Here is a 12,419-nt window from a genome sequence, read left to right as displayed (position 1 = left end):
CGCTCAGCCCTTCATCATCGAGGCGTCGTCGACGGAGATGTCGCCGCGGTTGCGGAAGAAGGTGACCAGGATCGCCAGTCCGACGGCGGCTTCGGCCGCGGCCACGGTCAGCACGAACATCGCGAAGATCTGCCCGACGACGTTGTGCAGGTAGACCGAGAAGGCCACCAGGTTGATGTTCACCGCGAGCAGGATCAGCTCCACGGACATCAGGATGACGATGATGTTCTTGCGGTTCACGAAGATGCCGAAGACCCCGATGGTGAACAGGATCGCGGCGACCGCGAGGTAGTGCGCGAGACCGATGGTCATTGGTCCATCCCTTCGCCGGGCTTGAGGGTGACCATGCGCATGCCGGTCTTCGGCGAGCGCAGGACCTGGTCGGCGATCACCTGGCGGCGGACGCCGGGCTTGTGGCGAAGGGTGAGCACGATGGCTCCGATCATCGCCACCAGCAGCACCATGCCGGCCGCCTGGAAGAAGTAGACGTAGTCGGTGTAGAGCACCCGCCCGATGGCCTCGGCGTTGGTCACGCTGGCGACGGCGCCGGCCCCGGACGCCATCGGCGTGTCATTGAGCTTGGCCGCGCCGCGGGTCGCCACCGTGGTGGCCACCACCACCATCTCGAGCGCGAGGCCGCCGGCGATCAGGCCGCCCAGCGGCATGTAGCGGGCGAAGCCTTGCCGCAGGGCGGCGAAGTCGACGTCCAGCATCATGACCACGAACAGGAACAGCACGGCGACCGCGCCCACGTAGACGACGATCAGCAGCATCGCGAGGAACTCCGCGCCCAGGAGGACGAAGAGGCCCGCGGCCGAGAAGAAGGCCGAGATCAGGAACAGCACCGAGTGCACGGGATTACGCGCCGAGACGACGGCGAATCCCGCGGCGATGGTCACCGCAGCCAGCAAGTAAAATGCGATCGCCTGGAGGGCCATCGGCGGGTTCTAGCTCCCCTACAATTACTGAGTTCAGCGCCTATCGAGGCCGGCCGCGGAATCGCGCCCGTCTCTTAGCGATAGGGCGCATCCAGTTCCAGATTCTTCGCGATTTCCCGCTCCCAGCGGTCACCGTTATCCAGCAGGCGCTCCTTGTCGTAATAGAGCTCCTCGCGGGTCTCGACGGCGAACTCCAGGTTCGGGCCTTCCACGATGGCGTCCACCGGGCAGGCCTCCTGGCAGAGGCCGCAGTAGATGCACTTCACCATGTCGATGTCGTAGCGGGTCGTGCGCCGGCTGCCGTCGGCGCGGGGCTCCGCCTCGATGGTGATCGCCTGCGCCGGGCAGATCGCCTCGCACAGCTTGCACGCGATGCAGCGCTCTTCGCCGTTGGGATAGCGGCGCAGCGCGTGCTCGCCGCGGAACCGGGGGCTCTGCGGGTTGCGCTCGTGTGGGTACTGCACGGTGTGCTTGGGGCGCACCATGTACTTCATGGCCAGCCCGAAGGCGCCGGCGAAGTCCATGAGGGCCGCGCCCTTCACCGCCTGTCCGATACGTTGGAACATCTTACTTCCTCTCGCAGGCGTAGCCGTCGATCGACTGGGCGTTGCCTTCGGTCTTCAATCTCATCGTCATGCCCTTGGCGGCGCAGGCCTGCTGCGCGGCGCGAAGAGCGTCATAGCTCGCATAGCCGCCGTCCCGGCCGCCCGACGCACAGGCGGACGCGCCGAGCGCCAGGGCCAGGATCAGGGCCGCCCTGATCATGCCGCCGCCCCGAACACGCGCCAGGCGGCGACCAGCACCACGGCCACCAGGGAGGTCGGCAGGAACACCTTCCACCCCAGGCGCATCAGCTGGTCGTAGCGGTAGCGGGGCACGATGGCCTTGGCCATCGACACCAGGAAGAAGAAGAAGATCACCTTCAGGAAGAACCACATGAACCCGAAGAAGCTCACCGCCGTGGGCGCCCAGCTGGCGGTGAACGGGGTCGGGAACGGGGCCTGCCAGCCGCCGAAGAACAGGATCGTGGTCATCGCGCAGATCAGCACGATGTTGGCGTACTCGCCGATCTGGAACAGCAGGTAGGGCGTCGACGAGTATTCCACCGCATAGCCGGCCACCAGTTCGGACTCGGCCTCCGGCAGGTCGAAGGGCGGACGGTTGGTTTCGGCGAGGCCGGAGATGAAGAAGATCACCGACATCGGCAGCATGATCACGGTCAGCAGCTTGCCGACCAGCGGACCCGGGCCGCCGAACACGTACCAGTTCCAGAAGCCGCCGGCCTGGGCGCCCACGATCTGCTGCAGGTTCAGCGTGCCGGCCAGGACGATCACGGTGACGATCACGAAGCCGATGGAGACCTCGTAGGAGACCATCTGCGCCGCCGAGCGGAGGCTGCCCAGGAAGGGGTACTTCGAGTTGGACGCCCAGCCGCCCATGATGATGCCGTAGACGCCGAGCGAGGAGATGGCGAACAGGTACAGCACGCCGACGTTGATGTTCGAGACCACCCAGCCGGGCGCCAGCGGGATCACCGCCCAGGCCCCGAAGCCGAGGGTGAAGGCCACCAGCGGCGCCAGCAGGAAGACCGTCTTGTCGGCCCCCGACGGGATGACGATCTCCTTCAGCACGAACTTGCCGAAGTCGGCGAAGGACTGCAGCAGGCCGAACGGGCCCACGACATTGGGGCCTTTGCGCATCTGCACGCCGGCCCAGATCTTCCGGTCCGCCAGCAGCAGGAAGGCCAGCGACAGCAGGATCCAGACCATCACGGCGGCGATCTGGCCGACGGTGATCAGGGTCCAGCCACCCGGCGTGGCCCAGAACGAAGTGCTCACAGCAGGCTGCATCCCCTACTCCGCCGCGATCTTGGCGGCGCCCGAAACCAGGGCGGCGCACTCGGCCATCGTCACGCTGGCGCGGGCGATGGCGTTGGTCAGATGGAAGCTCCGGACGGGGCTGGCGAAGGCGGTCTCCGCGACGTCGCCGGCCGCGCCGAGGCGGCCGAGGTCGAGCGAGGCGGCCGCAGCCGGTCCGGCCACATAGTCGATCCGCCCGAAGGTCGGGTGGTCGGCGAACAGCCTGGAGCGCAACTGGTCGAGGCTGTCGTAGGGCAGCTTGGCCCCCATGCGCTCGGACAGCGCCCGCAGGATCGCCCAGTCCTCCTTGGCGTCGCCCTTCGGGAACACGGCGCGCACGCCCTGCTGAACCCGGCCCTCGGTGTTGACGTAGAAGCCGTTCTTCTCGGTGTAGGCGGCCCCCGGCAGGATCACGTCGGCGCGGTGCGCGCCGGCGTCGCCGTGGGTGCCCATGTAGACGACGAAAGCCTTGGTGGCCGACAGGTCGATCTCGTCGGCGCCCATCAGGAACAGCACGTCCGCGCCGCCCTTGGCCACCATCTCGGCTGCGGTCTTGCCGCCGGCCGCCGGCACGAATCCGAGGTCCAGGCCGCCGACGCGGCTGGCCGCGGTGTGCAGCACGTTCCAGCTCATGCCGAAGCTCTTGGCGAGGCCGGCGGCCGCCTTGAGCACTGCGGCCGAGTCCGGCCGGTTCAGCGCCCCTGCCCCGACGATGATGGCCGGCGCCTTGGCGTCCTTGAGGGCCTTCATGAAGTCGTTGCGCTGGCGCGACAGGCCGGCGAGCGATTGCGCGCCGGCGCCCAGGTAGTCGTAGCTGTAGGTCAGGTCCGCCTGTTCGCCGATCACGCCGATCTTCAGCGCGCCCTGAATCCAGCGCTTGCGCAGCCGGGCGTTGAGCACCGGCGCCTCGAGGCGCGGATTGGTCCCGACCAGCAGCACCACGTCGGCGTCTTCGATGCCGATCAGCGAGGAATTGAACAGCCAGCTCTCACGCGGGCCGTCGCCCAACACCATGCCGTCCTGGCGGCAGTCGGTGGAGGCCACGCCCATGCCGCGGAACAGGTCGAGCGCCGCCTTCATGGACTCCGCGTCCTGCAGGTCGCCGGCGATCACCCCGACCTTGTCGGGCTTGGCGGCCTTCAGCCGGCTCGCGACGGTATCCAGCGCCTCGGTCCAGGTGGCGGGCCGCAGCCGGCCGTTCTCACGGATGTAGGGCTGGTCGAGGCGTTGACGGGACAGCCCATCCACCGCGTAGCGGGTTTTGTCGGAGATCCACTCCTCGTTGATCTCCTCGTTGACCCGCGGCAGCACGCGCAGCACGGCGGAGCCGCGGGAGTCCACGCGGATCGCCGAGCCCAGGGCGTCCATGACGTCGACGCTCTCGGTCTTCTTCAGCTCCCAGGGGCGGGCGTTGAAGGCGTAGGGCTTGGAGGTGAGCGCGCCGACCGGGCACAGGTCGATCACGTTGGCGGACAGCTCGGACGTCACCGCGCGGTCGAGATAGGTCGTGATTTCAACGTCTTCGCCGCGGGAGATGAGACCGATCTCCGGCACGCCGGCGACTTCGGTGATGAACCGGACGCAGCGGGTGCACTGGATGCAGCGCGTCATCACCGTCTTGATGAGCGGGCCCATGAACTTCTCTTCGACGGCCCGCTTGTTCTCCGCGTAGCGGCTGTCGTCGCGGCCATAGCCCATGGCCTGGTCCTGCAGGTCGCACTCGCCGCCCTGGTCGCAGATCGGGCAGTCCAGCGGGTGGTTGATGAGCAGGAACTCCATCACCCCGTGGCGCGCCTTCTTGACCATCGGCGTGTCGGTGAAGATCTCCTGACCTTCCGCCGCCGGCAGGGCGCAGGACGCCTGCGGCTTCGGCGGACCGGGCTTCACCTCGACGAGGCACATGCGGCAGTTGCCCGCGATGCTCAGCCGCTCGTGGTAGCAGAAGCGCGGGATCTCCTTCCCGGCGAGCTCCGCGACCTGCAGCACGTTCATGCCGGCTTCGAATTCGACTTCGACGCCGTCGACCTTGGCTTTGGGCATAGTCTTACTCCGCCGCCTGCAGCGTGGCGCCCTGCACGTGGGGCTTGCCGGCGCGGTAAAGGTTGATCCGGTCCTCGACCTCGTGGCGGAAGTGGCGGAACAGGCCCTGGATAGGCCAGGCCGCCGCGTCGCCGAGGCCGCAGATGGTGTGGCCTTCCACCTGGCTGGCCACGTCGAGCAGCAGGTCGATCTCGCTCATCTCGGCTTCGCCGGTGACCATCCGCTCCATCACCCGCCACATCCAGCCGGTGCCTTCGCGGCACGGGGTGCACTGGCCGCAGCTCTCGTGTTTGTAGAAGTAGGCCGCCCGGGCGATCGCCTTCACCAGGTCGGCGTCCTTGTCCATGACGATCATGGTGCCGGTCCCGAGGCCCGAGCCGCGCGCCTGCAGGTCCTCGTAGGTCATGACCGCTTCGTCGCACTCGGCCGCCGGGATCATGCGGACCGAGATGCCGCCGGGGATCACCGCCTTGAGGTTCTTCCAGCCGCCGCGCACGCCGCCGAAGTGCTCTTCGATCAGCTGCCGGATCGGGATGCCGACGGCCTCTTCGACCACGGCCGGCTTGTTGATGTGGCCGGAGGCGGCGAACAGCTTGGTGCCGGTGGACTTCTCGGTGCCGAAGCCGGCGAACCAGGTCGCGCCGCGGCGCAGGATGGTGCCGACGACGGCGATCGACTCGACGTTGTTGATGGTGGTCGGCGCGCCGTAGATGCCGGCGCCGGCCGGGAACGGCGGCTTCAGCCGGGGCTGGCCCTTCTTGCCTTCCAGGCTCTCCATCAGCGCGGTCTCGTCGCCGCAGATGTAGGCGCCGCCGCCGTGCGTCACGCGCACGTCGCAGTCCCAGCCGTGGATGTTGCCGGGCCCGATTAGCTTGGCGTCATAGGCCTGCTTGATGGCCGCCAGCAGCCGCTCGCGCTCATGCACGTACTCGCCGCGGACATAGATGTAGGCGGTGTGCGCGCGGATCGCCCGGCAGGCGATCAGGCAGCCCTCAATCAACAGGTGCGGGTCGTTGCGCAGGATGTCGCGGTCCTTGCACGCGCCCGGCTCGGACTCGTCGGCGTTGACCACCAGATAGTGCGGCCGCTCGCTCTCCTGCTTGGGCATGAAGGTCCACTTCAGGCCGGTGGGGAAACCCGCCCCGCCCCGCCCGCGCAGGCCCGAGGCCTTGATCTGGTCGCAGATCCACTCCGGCGTCTGAGCCAGGATGTCGGCGGTGCCGTTCCACGCGCCACGCTTCTTCGCACCTTCGAGGCCCCAGTCGTGGACCCCGTAGATGTTCAGGAAGATGCGGTCCTTGTCTTGGAGGATCCCGACCACGAGTTCCTACACTCCCTCTTTCGCGCGCCGAAGGCCCGCGATGAACCAGATCTGCGCGCCGAAGCCCACGACGAGGGCGGCGGCGAACACCAGCAGCGCCCAGTCGAGCCCCGCCTTGAAAAATCCCACGATGGCGGCCAGCGCCACGACCACGCTCAGCGCGTTGATCGCGCCCATGGTCACGAGCCGCTTCTTCTGGACCGCGACGTCGAGGCTCACGCCGGCTCCTTCGACGGGAGGTTCGGAACCGTCATCGGCTGGGCCAGCGAGCCGTCATAGAGCGTCGCGTCGGTGAGCGTCAGCGGCCCGCCCTCAGGCGCCGAGCCCTGCCGGCCGATCGCCGAGCCGGGCGCCGGCGTGCGGCCGGCGGCGAACTCGTCGAGCAGCGCCCCGAAGCTCTCCGCCGTCAGGTCTTCGTAATAGTAGTCGTTGATGGCCGCCATCGGAGCGTTGGCGCAGGCCCCCAGGCATTCCACTTCCTGCCAGTAGAACTTGCCGTCGGCGGAGCGGTGATCGTGCGGGCCGATGCGGCTCTTGCAGACCTTCATCAGTTCGCCCGAGCCGCGCAGCATGCACGGCGTGGTGCCGCAGACCTGCACCAGGGCGTGGGTGCCCACCGGCTCCAGCATGAACATGGTGTAGAAGGTCGCCACCTCCAGCACCCGGATCACCGGCATGCCGAGCAGTTCGGCGACGGCGCGGATGGCAGGCTCGCAGACCCAGCCTTCCTGCTTCTGCACCAGCCACAGGATGGGGATCACCGCCGACTGCTGCTTGCCGGCCGGATAGTTGGCCATCCAGCGCCTGGCGTCCTTCAGCGTCTCCGGCTTGAAGGCGAAGCTGTCCGGCTGGACGAGGGCTAACCTGCGAACGCTCACGCGGGCCTCACTTCACGAAATCGACGCGGGCGATCTTGCCGCCGGCGAGGGTGTAGATGGCCGCGACCTCGAAGGGCTCGGCGTCCGGCGAGCGAAAGACCCGCTCGTGATCGATGACGGTGTTCCCCACCACCAGGCGGTGCAGCAGCACGGCCTTGTTCTGCGGGAATTCCGCGAACAGGGCCTCGTGGCGCGCGCGGATGGCGGCGAGGCCCCGCGTGTGCGGCTCGTCGTTGAAGCCGCCGAGCACGGCGTCGTCGCCGTAGAACGAGCAGAAGGCCGCCAGGTCCTGGGCGTTGTAGGCCGCGAACTGGCCTTCCACGGCGTGCGTGGGTTTCAGCAGCGTCGCCACGGTCACCGGTCGATCTCCCCGAACACGATGTCCAGCGACCCGAGGATGGCGGAAACGTCGGCCAGCATGTGGCCGCGGTTCATCCAGTCCATCGCCTGCAGGTGCGGATAGCCCGGCGCGCGGATCTTGCAGCGGTAGGGCTTGTTGGTGCCGTCGCTGACCAGATAGACGCCGAACTCGCCCTTGGGCGCCTCGACGCAGGCGTAGATCTCGCCCGGCGGGGTCCGGTAGCCCTCGGTGTAGAGCTTGAAGTGGTGGATGAGCGCTTCCATCGAGCGCTTCATCTCCCCGCGGCGCGGCGGCGAGATCTTGTGGTCGTCGGCCAGCACCAGCCCCGGCGTCTTCATCAGCCGCAGGCAGCAGTCCTTCATGATCTTGGTCGACTGGCGCATCTCTTCCATGCGGCAGAGGTAGCGGTCGTAGCAGTCGCCGTTGACGCCCAGCGGGATGTCGAACTCGATGTCCGAATAGCACTCGTAAGGCTGGGTGCGGCGCAGGTCCCAGGAGATGCCGGAGCCGCGGACCATCACGCCGGAGAAGCCCCAGGCGATGGCCTCTTCCTTGGTCACCACGCCGATGTCGACGTTGCGCTGCTTGAAGATGCGGTTGTCGGTGATCAGGCCCTCGATGTCGTCGAGCACCTTGGGGAAGTGGTCGCACCAGTCGGAGATGTCCTGCACCAGCTCCGGCGGCAGGTCCTGGCGCACGCCGCCGACCCGGAAGTAGTTGGCGTGCATCCGCGCGCCGGACGCGCGCTCGTAGAACACCATCAGCTTCTCGCGCTCTTCGAAGCCCCACAGCGGCGGGGTGAGCGCGCCCACGTCCATCGCCTGGGTGGTGACGTTGAGCAGGTGGTTCAGGATGCGGCCGATTTCCGAATAGAGCACGCGGATCAGCTGGCCCCGGATCGGGACCGCCACGTCCATCAGCTTCTCCAGGGCCAGCACGTAGGCGTGCTCCTGGTTCATCGGCGCCACGTAGTCCAGGCGGTCGAAGTAGGGGATCGTCTGGGCGTAGGGCCTGGCCTCGATCAGCTTCTCGGTGCCGCGGTGCAGCAGGCCGATGTGCGGATCGACCCGCTCGACGATCTCGCCGTCGAGCTCCAGCACCAGGCGCAGCACGCCGTGCGCGGCCGGGTGCTGCGGGCCGAAGTTGATGTTGAACTTGCGGACCTTGGTCTCGCCCTCGGCGACGATGTCCGTGGTTTCGGCGGGAACTGCGTCGCCGGTCATCACTTGGTCTCCGTGGGCGCCGGGGCCTTCTCGTCGCCCGGCAGCGGGGCGTAGCCCTTCTCGATGCCTTCCCAGGGCGAGAGGAAGTCCCAGTTGCGCCATTCCACCGACTTCACCGGCTCATAGACCACCCGCTTCAGCTCGTCGTCGTAGCGGACCTCGACATAGCCGGTCATCGGGAAGTCCTTCCGCAGCGGATGGCCGTGGAAGCCGTAGTCGGTGAGGATCCGGCGCAGGTCCGGGTGGCCCTCGAAGAAGACGCCGTACATGTCGAACGCCTCGCGCTCGTACCAGTCGGCGCAGGGGAAGACGGTGGTGACCGAGGGGACGGCGGTGTCCTCGTCGGTCTCGATCTTGATCCGCACCCGGCGGTTCGTGGTCATCGACAGCAGGTGGTAGACCACGTCGAAGCGCCGCTCGCGCTCCGGATAGTCGGCGCCGGCGATGTCGATCAGCTGGTGGAAGCCGTAGGCGTCGCGCAGGAAGGCCAGCGCCTCGGGAATCCGCGGCATCTGGCCGGTGAGGTTCAGGTCGCCGAACGCCACGTGATAGCCGGTGATCGCGCCGGCGCCGTTGGCCACCAGCTCCTGGCCCAGCGCCTCGAGCGCCTCGTTGGACATCGGCCAGCTCATCGCACGATGGTCCCGGTGCGGCGGATCTTCTTCTGCAGCTGCAGGACGCCGTAGACCAGCGCCTCGGCCGTCGGCGGGCAGCCGGGTACGTAGATGTCCACCGGCACGATCCGGTCGCAGCCGCGGACGGTCGAATAGCTGAAGTAGTAGTAGCCGCCGCCGTTGGCGCACGAGCCCATGGAGATGACGTAGCGGGGCTCCGGCATCTGGTCGTAGACCTTGCGCAGGGCCGGAGCCATCTTGTTCACCAGGGTGCCGGCGACGATCATCACGTCCGACTGGCGCGGGCTGGCGCGCGGCGCGAAGCCGTAGCGCTCCAGGTCATAGCGCGGCATCGAGGCCTGCATCATCTCGACCGCGCAGCAGGCCAGACCGAAGGTCATCCACATCAGCGAGCCGGTGCGCGCCCAGGTGATCAGGTCGTCGGCCGCCGCGGTGATGAAGCCCTTGTCGGCGAGCTGCTGGGAGACGCCGTCGAAATAGGGATCGTGAGCCTTGGGGTCGTAGCCCTCGACCGTGGACCGGGCGCCGGCGCCCGCAGGAACGATCACTCCCATTCCAGGGCTCCCTTCTTCCATTCGTAGATGAAGCCGACGGTGAGCACGCCCAGGAAGGTCATCATCGACCAGAAGGCGAAATGGCTGGCGGCGACGGGCAGCTTCATCAGCGCCACCGCCCACGGGAACAGAAAGGCCACTTCCAGGTCGAAGATGATGAACAGGATTGAGACCAGGTAGAATCGGACGTCGAACTTCATCCGCGCGTCGTCGAAGGCGTTGAAGCCGCACTCGTACGACGACAGCTTCTCCGGGTCCGGCGCCTTGGGCGCCAGGATGGCGGCAGCCAGCAGGAAACCGATGCCCAGAGCCGCCGCGATCCCCAGGAAGATCACGATGGGCAGGTACTGAAGTAGGAACGCGTTCATGCAGTCCTCGAAGGGAGTCGCGCGCCCTTCTAGACCAGTGCCCCCGCGGTTTCAAACTAGGGTTTGTGCGGCGCGGTGACGTCGCGGGAACTCGGCCTGAAACGCACAGGAGTCGGTCGCCCGGACCGCCGCGCGTTCGTCGAACGGCGCCCTGTGCGCACCGATCCGCGATCACACCCTCGCGACTGCCTGCGGGCCGACCGACCGGCGCATGCACTCTGCCGTTGACACGATTCCGGTCCGCACCTATCAGACGCGCCTCGCGTTCAGCGAGTCCAAGTGCGGATGTAGCTCAGTTGGTTAGAGCGCCGGCCTGTCACGCCGGAGGTCGCGGGTTCAAGTCCCGTCATTCGCGCCACTTCTCCCCCCGATAATTGCAGCGATCCTGGCGGGTGGCGCTTCCGCCTGCCTTGGCAATTCGGGCCCCCTCCCCGACTTCAACGCCGCGCGCTCGAACCGCTTCACGACCCGTGGAGTTATAGGAGCAGCCCCCACGCTCTCGATCGCGTCGGGCCGGGTGTTCTGATCGCAAGGGCTGGTGACGTGGAATACTGGGCTGCGTCCTTGAAGACCGCCGCCGTGGCCATGGCCGTCACCTCGGTGATTCTGGGCGCGCTGGTGCTGCTCGAAATCGCGCTGCCCCGGCAGAGGTATTCCCTCAGGTCGAGGCTGCGGGGCGCCCTCTTCTGGGCGGTCTACATTCCGATCAGCGCCATCGTCCTTCGCGTCCTCGTCGATCTCTGGACCGGGGTGGGCGTAAAGCCGCTGGTGACGTTGGCGTTCACGCAATGGTTTGGCTGGGCCGGCGCGCTCAAGGGCGTGCTGGCGGCCCTGGCGGTCATCCTCGTCATCGACCTCGTCGGCTACTGGTTCCACCGCATCCAGCATCGCGGGCTCTGGCGCTTTCACGCGGTCCACCACGCCATCGAGGAGATGCACGCGGTCGGCTCCTACGACCACCCGGCCGACATCGTCTTCGGCTTTGTTCTGGTGGCGGTTCCGCTGAGCCTGATTCCTTTCGGGCCCGGCGATCAGACCGGGGCCCTGCAGCTGCTCCTGGCCCTGCAGCTGAAGTTCATCCACTCCCCCGTCCGGGTGAACTTCGGCCCGCTTCGGCACGTGTTCGTGGACAACAACTATCACCGCATCCACCACTCGGCGGAGCCGCGGCACTTCGGCAAGAACTACGGGACGATCACAACGATCTGGGATCGGGTTTTCGGCACCGCGTACTTCCCGGCGAAAGACGAGTGGCCGCAGACCGGATTGGCCGAGGTGGCCGAGCCGCGCACCCTGCGCGCGTTCCTCGACCTGCCGTTTCGTTTTGATCCGAGGGGGCGGCGCCCTCCCGCCATCGCCGGCGACGCCGTGGGGGTGGCGGATCCGTGGCGCCCGGCGCCCATCAAGCCGGCGTAGCGGCCGGCTCGGCCTTGGAGGGTCTGTGAGGCCGCCCGCTCCGGCGACCTCACAGCCGTTCTTACTTCTGCTTGGCGGCCGCGTCGGCGGCGGCGTCGGCCTTGCGCTCGGCCGTGCCGGCCGCGGCGGCGGTGTTGGCCGCGGCGTTATCGACCGCTGCGCCGGTCTTGGCGGCGGCGTTGTCCACCGCTGCGCCCGTGTTGGCGGCGGCCGCCGAGGTGTTGGCCGCAGCGTCGCTGGCCGCCGAGGTCGTCGTCGCGGCGGCCTCATTGGCCGTGGCGGCGGCGTGGTCTTCGGTCTTCTTGGAACAGGCGACGAGCGCGAGGCTCGCGGCGGCCACGGTGACGATCATGGAAAGGCGCATCAGATTCTCCCTATGGTGAAGCCCTACCCTCGCGCACCGCAGCGCTCAGGTCCAACAGGATCAAAGCTGACGCGCTGGCGGGCTTCAGGCCTTCCGGCGCCCGCCCCGGAGCAGCATGCCCAGCAACAGGCTCGCGCCGCCCACGATGCCGAGCGCCACCATCGGCTTTTCGCGGACATAGGTTTCGGTCTTGTCCTTAGCCTGGCTAATCGCCGCCTGGGCCTGCTCCACGGCCTTGCCGTAGTTCGCCTGAAGCGCTCCGGCCGCCTCGTTCAGCTTGCCCTTGGCCTGCGTCTGCTGGTCTCCCACCAGACCGCCGAAGCCGTCCTGAATATGGCCCTTGGCGTTGGTGGCCGCGCCTTCGATCCGGTCGTTGGACATCGGGAAGTCTCCGTTCGGCTGTCGTTGAATCGGCGGAAGCTGGACTGGCCGGCGCGACTTCGCATCCCGCCGGCCGGCGCC

The 12,419-nt window shown here is 67.7% G+C and carries 17 protein-coding genes and 1 tRNA gene; 2 read left to right on the top strand and 16 right to left on the bottom strand.

Features of this window, described 5'->3' with window-relative positions:
• Positions 1-3: 3 nt before the first annotated feature.
• The 14 genes from nuoK to DJ021_RS15290 all read right to left on the bottom strand — a co-directional run bounded on the left by nuoK (position 4) and on the right by DJ021_RS15290 (position 10,177).
• Positions 4-312 carry an NADH-quinone oxidoreductase subunit NuoK gene (nuoK, locus tag DJ021_RS15355; RefSeq protein ID WP_111458380.1) on the bottom strand — a complete coding sequence of 103 codons (309 nt, stop codon included), beginning with the start codon at positions 310-312 and terminating at the stop codon, positions 4-6.
• Entirely contained in the window at positions 309-938 is a 630-nt protein-coding gene (locus DJ021_RS15350) for an NADH-quinone oxidoreductase subunit J (protein ID WP_111458379.1), read from the bottom strand. Before DJ021_RS15350 ends, nuoK begins: the two co-directional genes overlap by 4 nt.
• Before the next feature lie 74 nt (positions 939-1,012).
• Complete coding sequence (gene nuoI / locus DJ021_RS15345; protein ID WP_111458378.1) at positions 1,013-1,504, bottom strand: NADH-quinone oxidoreductase subunit NuoI; 492 nt, start codon at positions 1,502-1,504, stop codon at positions 1,013-1,015.
• Position 1,505: 1 nt separating this feature from the next.
• Positions 1,506-1,703, bottom strand: coding sequence for a hypothetical protein (locus DJ021_RS15340; RefSeq protein WP_111458377.1), 198 nt, complete (start codon positions 1,701-1,703; stop codon positions 1,506-1,508).
• Positions 1,700-2,788: an NADH-quinone oxidoreductase subunit NuoH gene (nuoH, locus tag DJ021_RS15335; RefSeq protein ID WP_111458376.1), complete on the bottom strand. Its 1,089-nt coding sequence runs from the start codon at positions 2,786-2,788 to the stop codon at positions 1,700-1,702. The genes DJ021_RS15340 and nuoH overlap by 4 nt, the downstream gene beginning before the upstream one ends.
• Positions 2,789-2,791: 3 nt before the next feature.
• Complete coding sequence (nuoG, locus tag DJ021_RS15330) at positions 2,792-4,837, bottom strand: NADH-quinone oxidoreductase subunit NuoG (RefSeq protein WP_111458375.1); 2,046 nt, start codon at positions 4,835-4,837, stop codon at positions 2,792-2,794.
• A 4-nt stretch (positions 4,838-4,841) separates the two neighbouring features.
• Positions 4,842-6,158 carry an NADH-quinone oxidoreductase subunit NuoF gene (gene nuoF, locus DJ021_RS15325; RefSeq protein ID WP_111458374.1) on the bottom strand — a complete coding sequence of 439 codons (1,317 nt, stop codon included), beginning with the start codon at positions 6,156-6,158 and terminating at the stop codon, positions 4,842-4,844.
• Between the two features lie 6 nt (positions 6,159-6,164).
• Positions 6,165-6,377 carry a hypothetical protein gene (locus DJ021_RS15320; protein ID WP_111458373.1) on the bottom strand — a complete coding sequence of 71 codons (213 nt, stop codon included), beginning with the start codon at positions 6,375-6,377 and terminating at the stop codon, positions 6,165-6,167.
• Positions 6,374-7,036 carry an NADH-quinone oxidoreductase subunit NuoE gene (gene nuoE / locus DJ021_RS15315; protein WP_111458372.1) on the bottom strand — a complete coding sequence of 221 codons (663 nt, stop codon included), beginning with the start codon at positions 7,034-7,036 and terminating at the stop codon, positions 6,374-6,376. The genes DJ021_RS15320 and nuoE overlap by 4 nt, the downstream gene beginning before the upstream one ends.
• A 7-nt stretch (positions 7,037-7,043) precedes the next feature.
• Positions 7,044-7,394, bottom strand: coding sequence for a nuclear transport factor 2 family protein (locus DJ021_RS15310; RefSeq protein ID WP_243626049.1), 351 nt, complete (start codon positions 7,392-7,394; stop codon positions 7,044-7,046).
• On the bottom strand, positions 7,391-8,620 hold the full coding sequence (locus DJ021_RS15305; RefSeq protein WP_111458371.1) for an NADH-quinone oxidoreductase subunit D: 1,230 nt from the start codon (positions 8,618-8,620) through the stop codon (positions 7,391-7,393). The genes DJ021_RS15310 and DJ021_RS15305 overlap by 4 nt, the downstream gene beginning before the upstream one ends.
• Positions 8,620-9,252, bottom strand: a complete 633-nt coding sequence (locus DJ021_RS15300) for an NADH-quinone oxidoreductase subunit C (RefSeq protein ID WP_111458370.1) — start codon at positions 9,250-9,252, stop codon at positions 8,620-8,622. Before DJ021_RS15300 ends, DJ021_RS15305 begins: the two co-directional genes overlap by 1 nt.
• Positions 9,249-9,830, bottom strand: coding sequence for a NuoB/complex I 20 kDa subunit family protein (locus tag DJ021_RS15295; protein WP_111458369.1), 582 nt, complete (start codon positions 9,828-9,830; stop codon positions 9,249-9,251). Before DJ021_RS15295 ends, DJ021_RS15300 begins: the two co-directional genes overlap by 4 nt.
• The gene (locus tag DJ021_RS15290; RefSeq protein ID WP_111458368.1) at positions 9,800-10,177 is read right to left on the bottom strand and encodes an NADH-quinone oxidoreductase subunit A; all 378 of its coding nucleotides are present in this window, start codon (positions 10,175-10,177) and stop codon (positions 9,800-9,802) included. Before DJ021_RS15290 ends, DJ021_RS15295 begins: the two co-directional genes overlap by 31 nt.
• Before the next feature lie 281 nt (positions 10,178-10,458).
• On the opposite strand from DJ021_RS15290, the gene DJ021_RS15285 reads away from it, so the two are divergent.
• Positions 10,459-10,535, top strand: a tRNA-Asp gene (locus tag DJ021_RS15285).
• A 206-nt stretch (positions 10,536-10,741) separates the two neighbouring features.
• A complete protein-coding gene (locus DJ021_RS15280) occupies positions 10,742-11,593 on the top strand; it encodes a sterol desaturase family protein (protein WP_111458367.1) in 852 nt (283 codons plus the stop codon).
• A gap of 61 nt (positions 11,594-11,654) precedes the next feature.
• Here the strand turns inward: DJ021_RS15280 and DJ021_RS15275 are convergent, their stop codons facing one another.
• Entirely contained in the window at positions 11,655-11,957 is a 303-nt protein-coding gene (locus DJ021_RS15275) for a hypothetical protein (RefSeq protein WP_111458366.1), read from the bottom strand.
• 84 nt (positions 11,958-12,041) lie between these two features.
• Complete coding sequence (locus DJ021_RS15270) at positions 12,042-12,338, bottom strand: CsbD family protein (protein WP_111458365.1); 297 nt, start codon at positions 12,336-12,338, stop codon at positions 12,042-12,044.
• Between the last annotated feature and the right edge of the window lie 81 nt (positions 12,339-12,419).

The organism is Phenylobacterium hankyongense, assembly GCF_003254505.1.
Taxonomy (GTDB): domain Bacteria; phylum Pseudomonadota; class Alphaproteobacteria; order Caulobacterales; family Caulobacteraceae; genus Phenylobacterium; species Phenylobacterium hankyongense.
The sequence above is the reverse complement of the archived record's forward strand: the minus strand, read 5'-3'. Positions and strand labels throughout refer to the sequence as shown.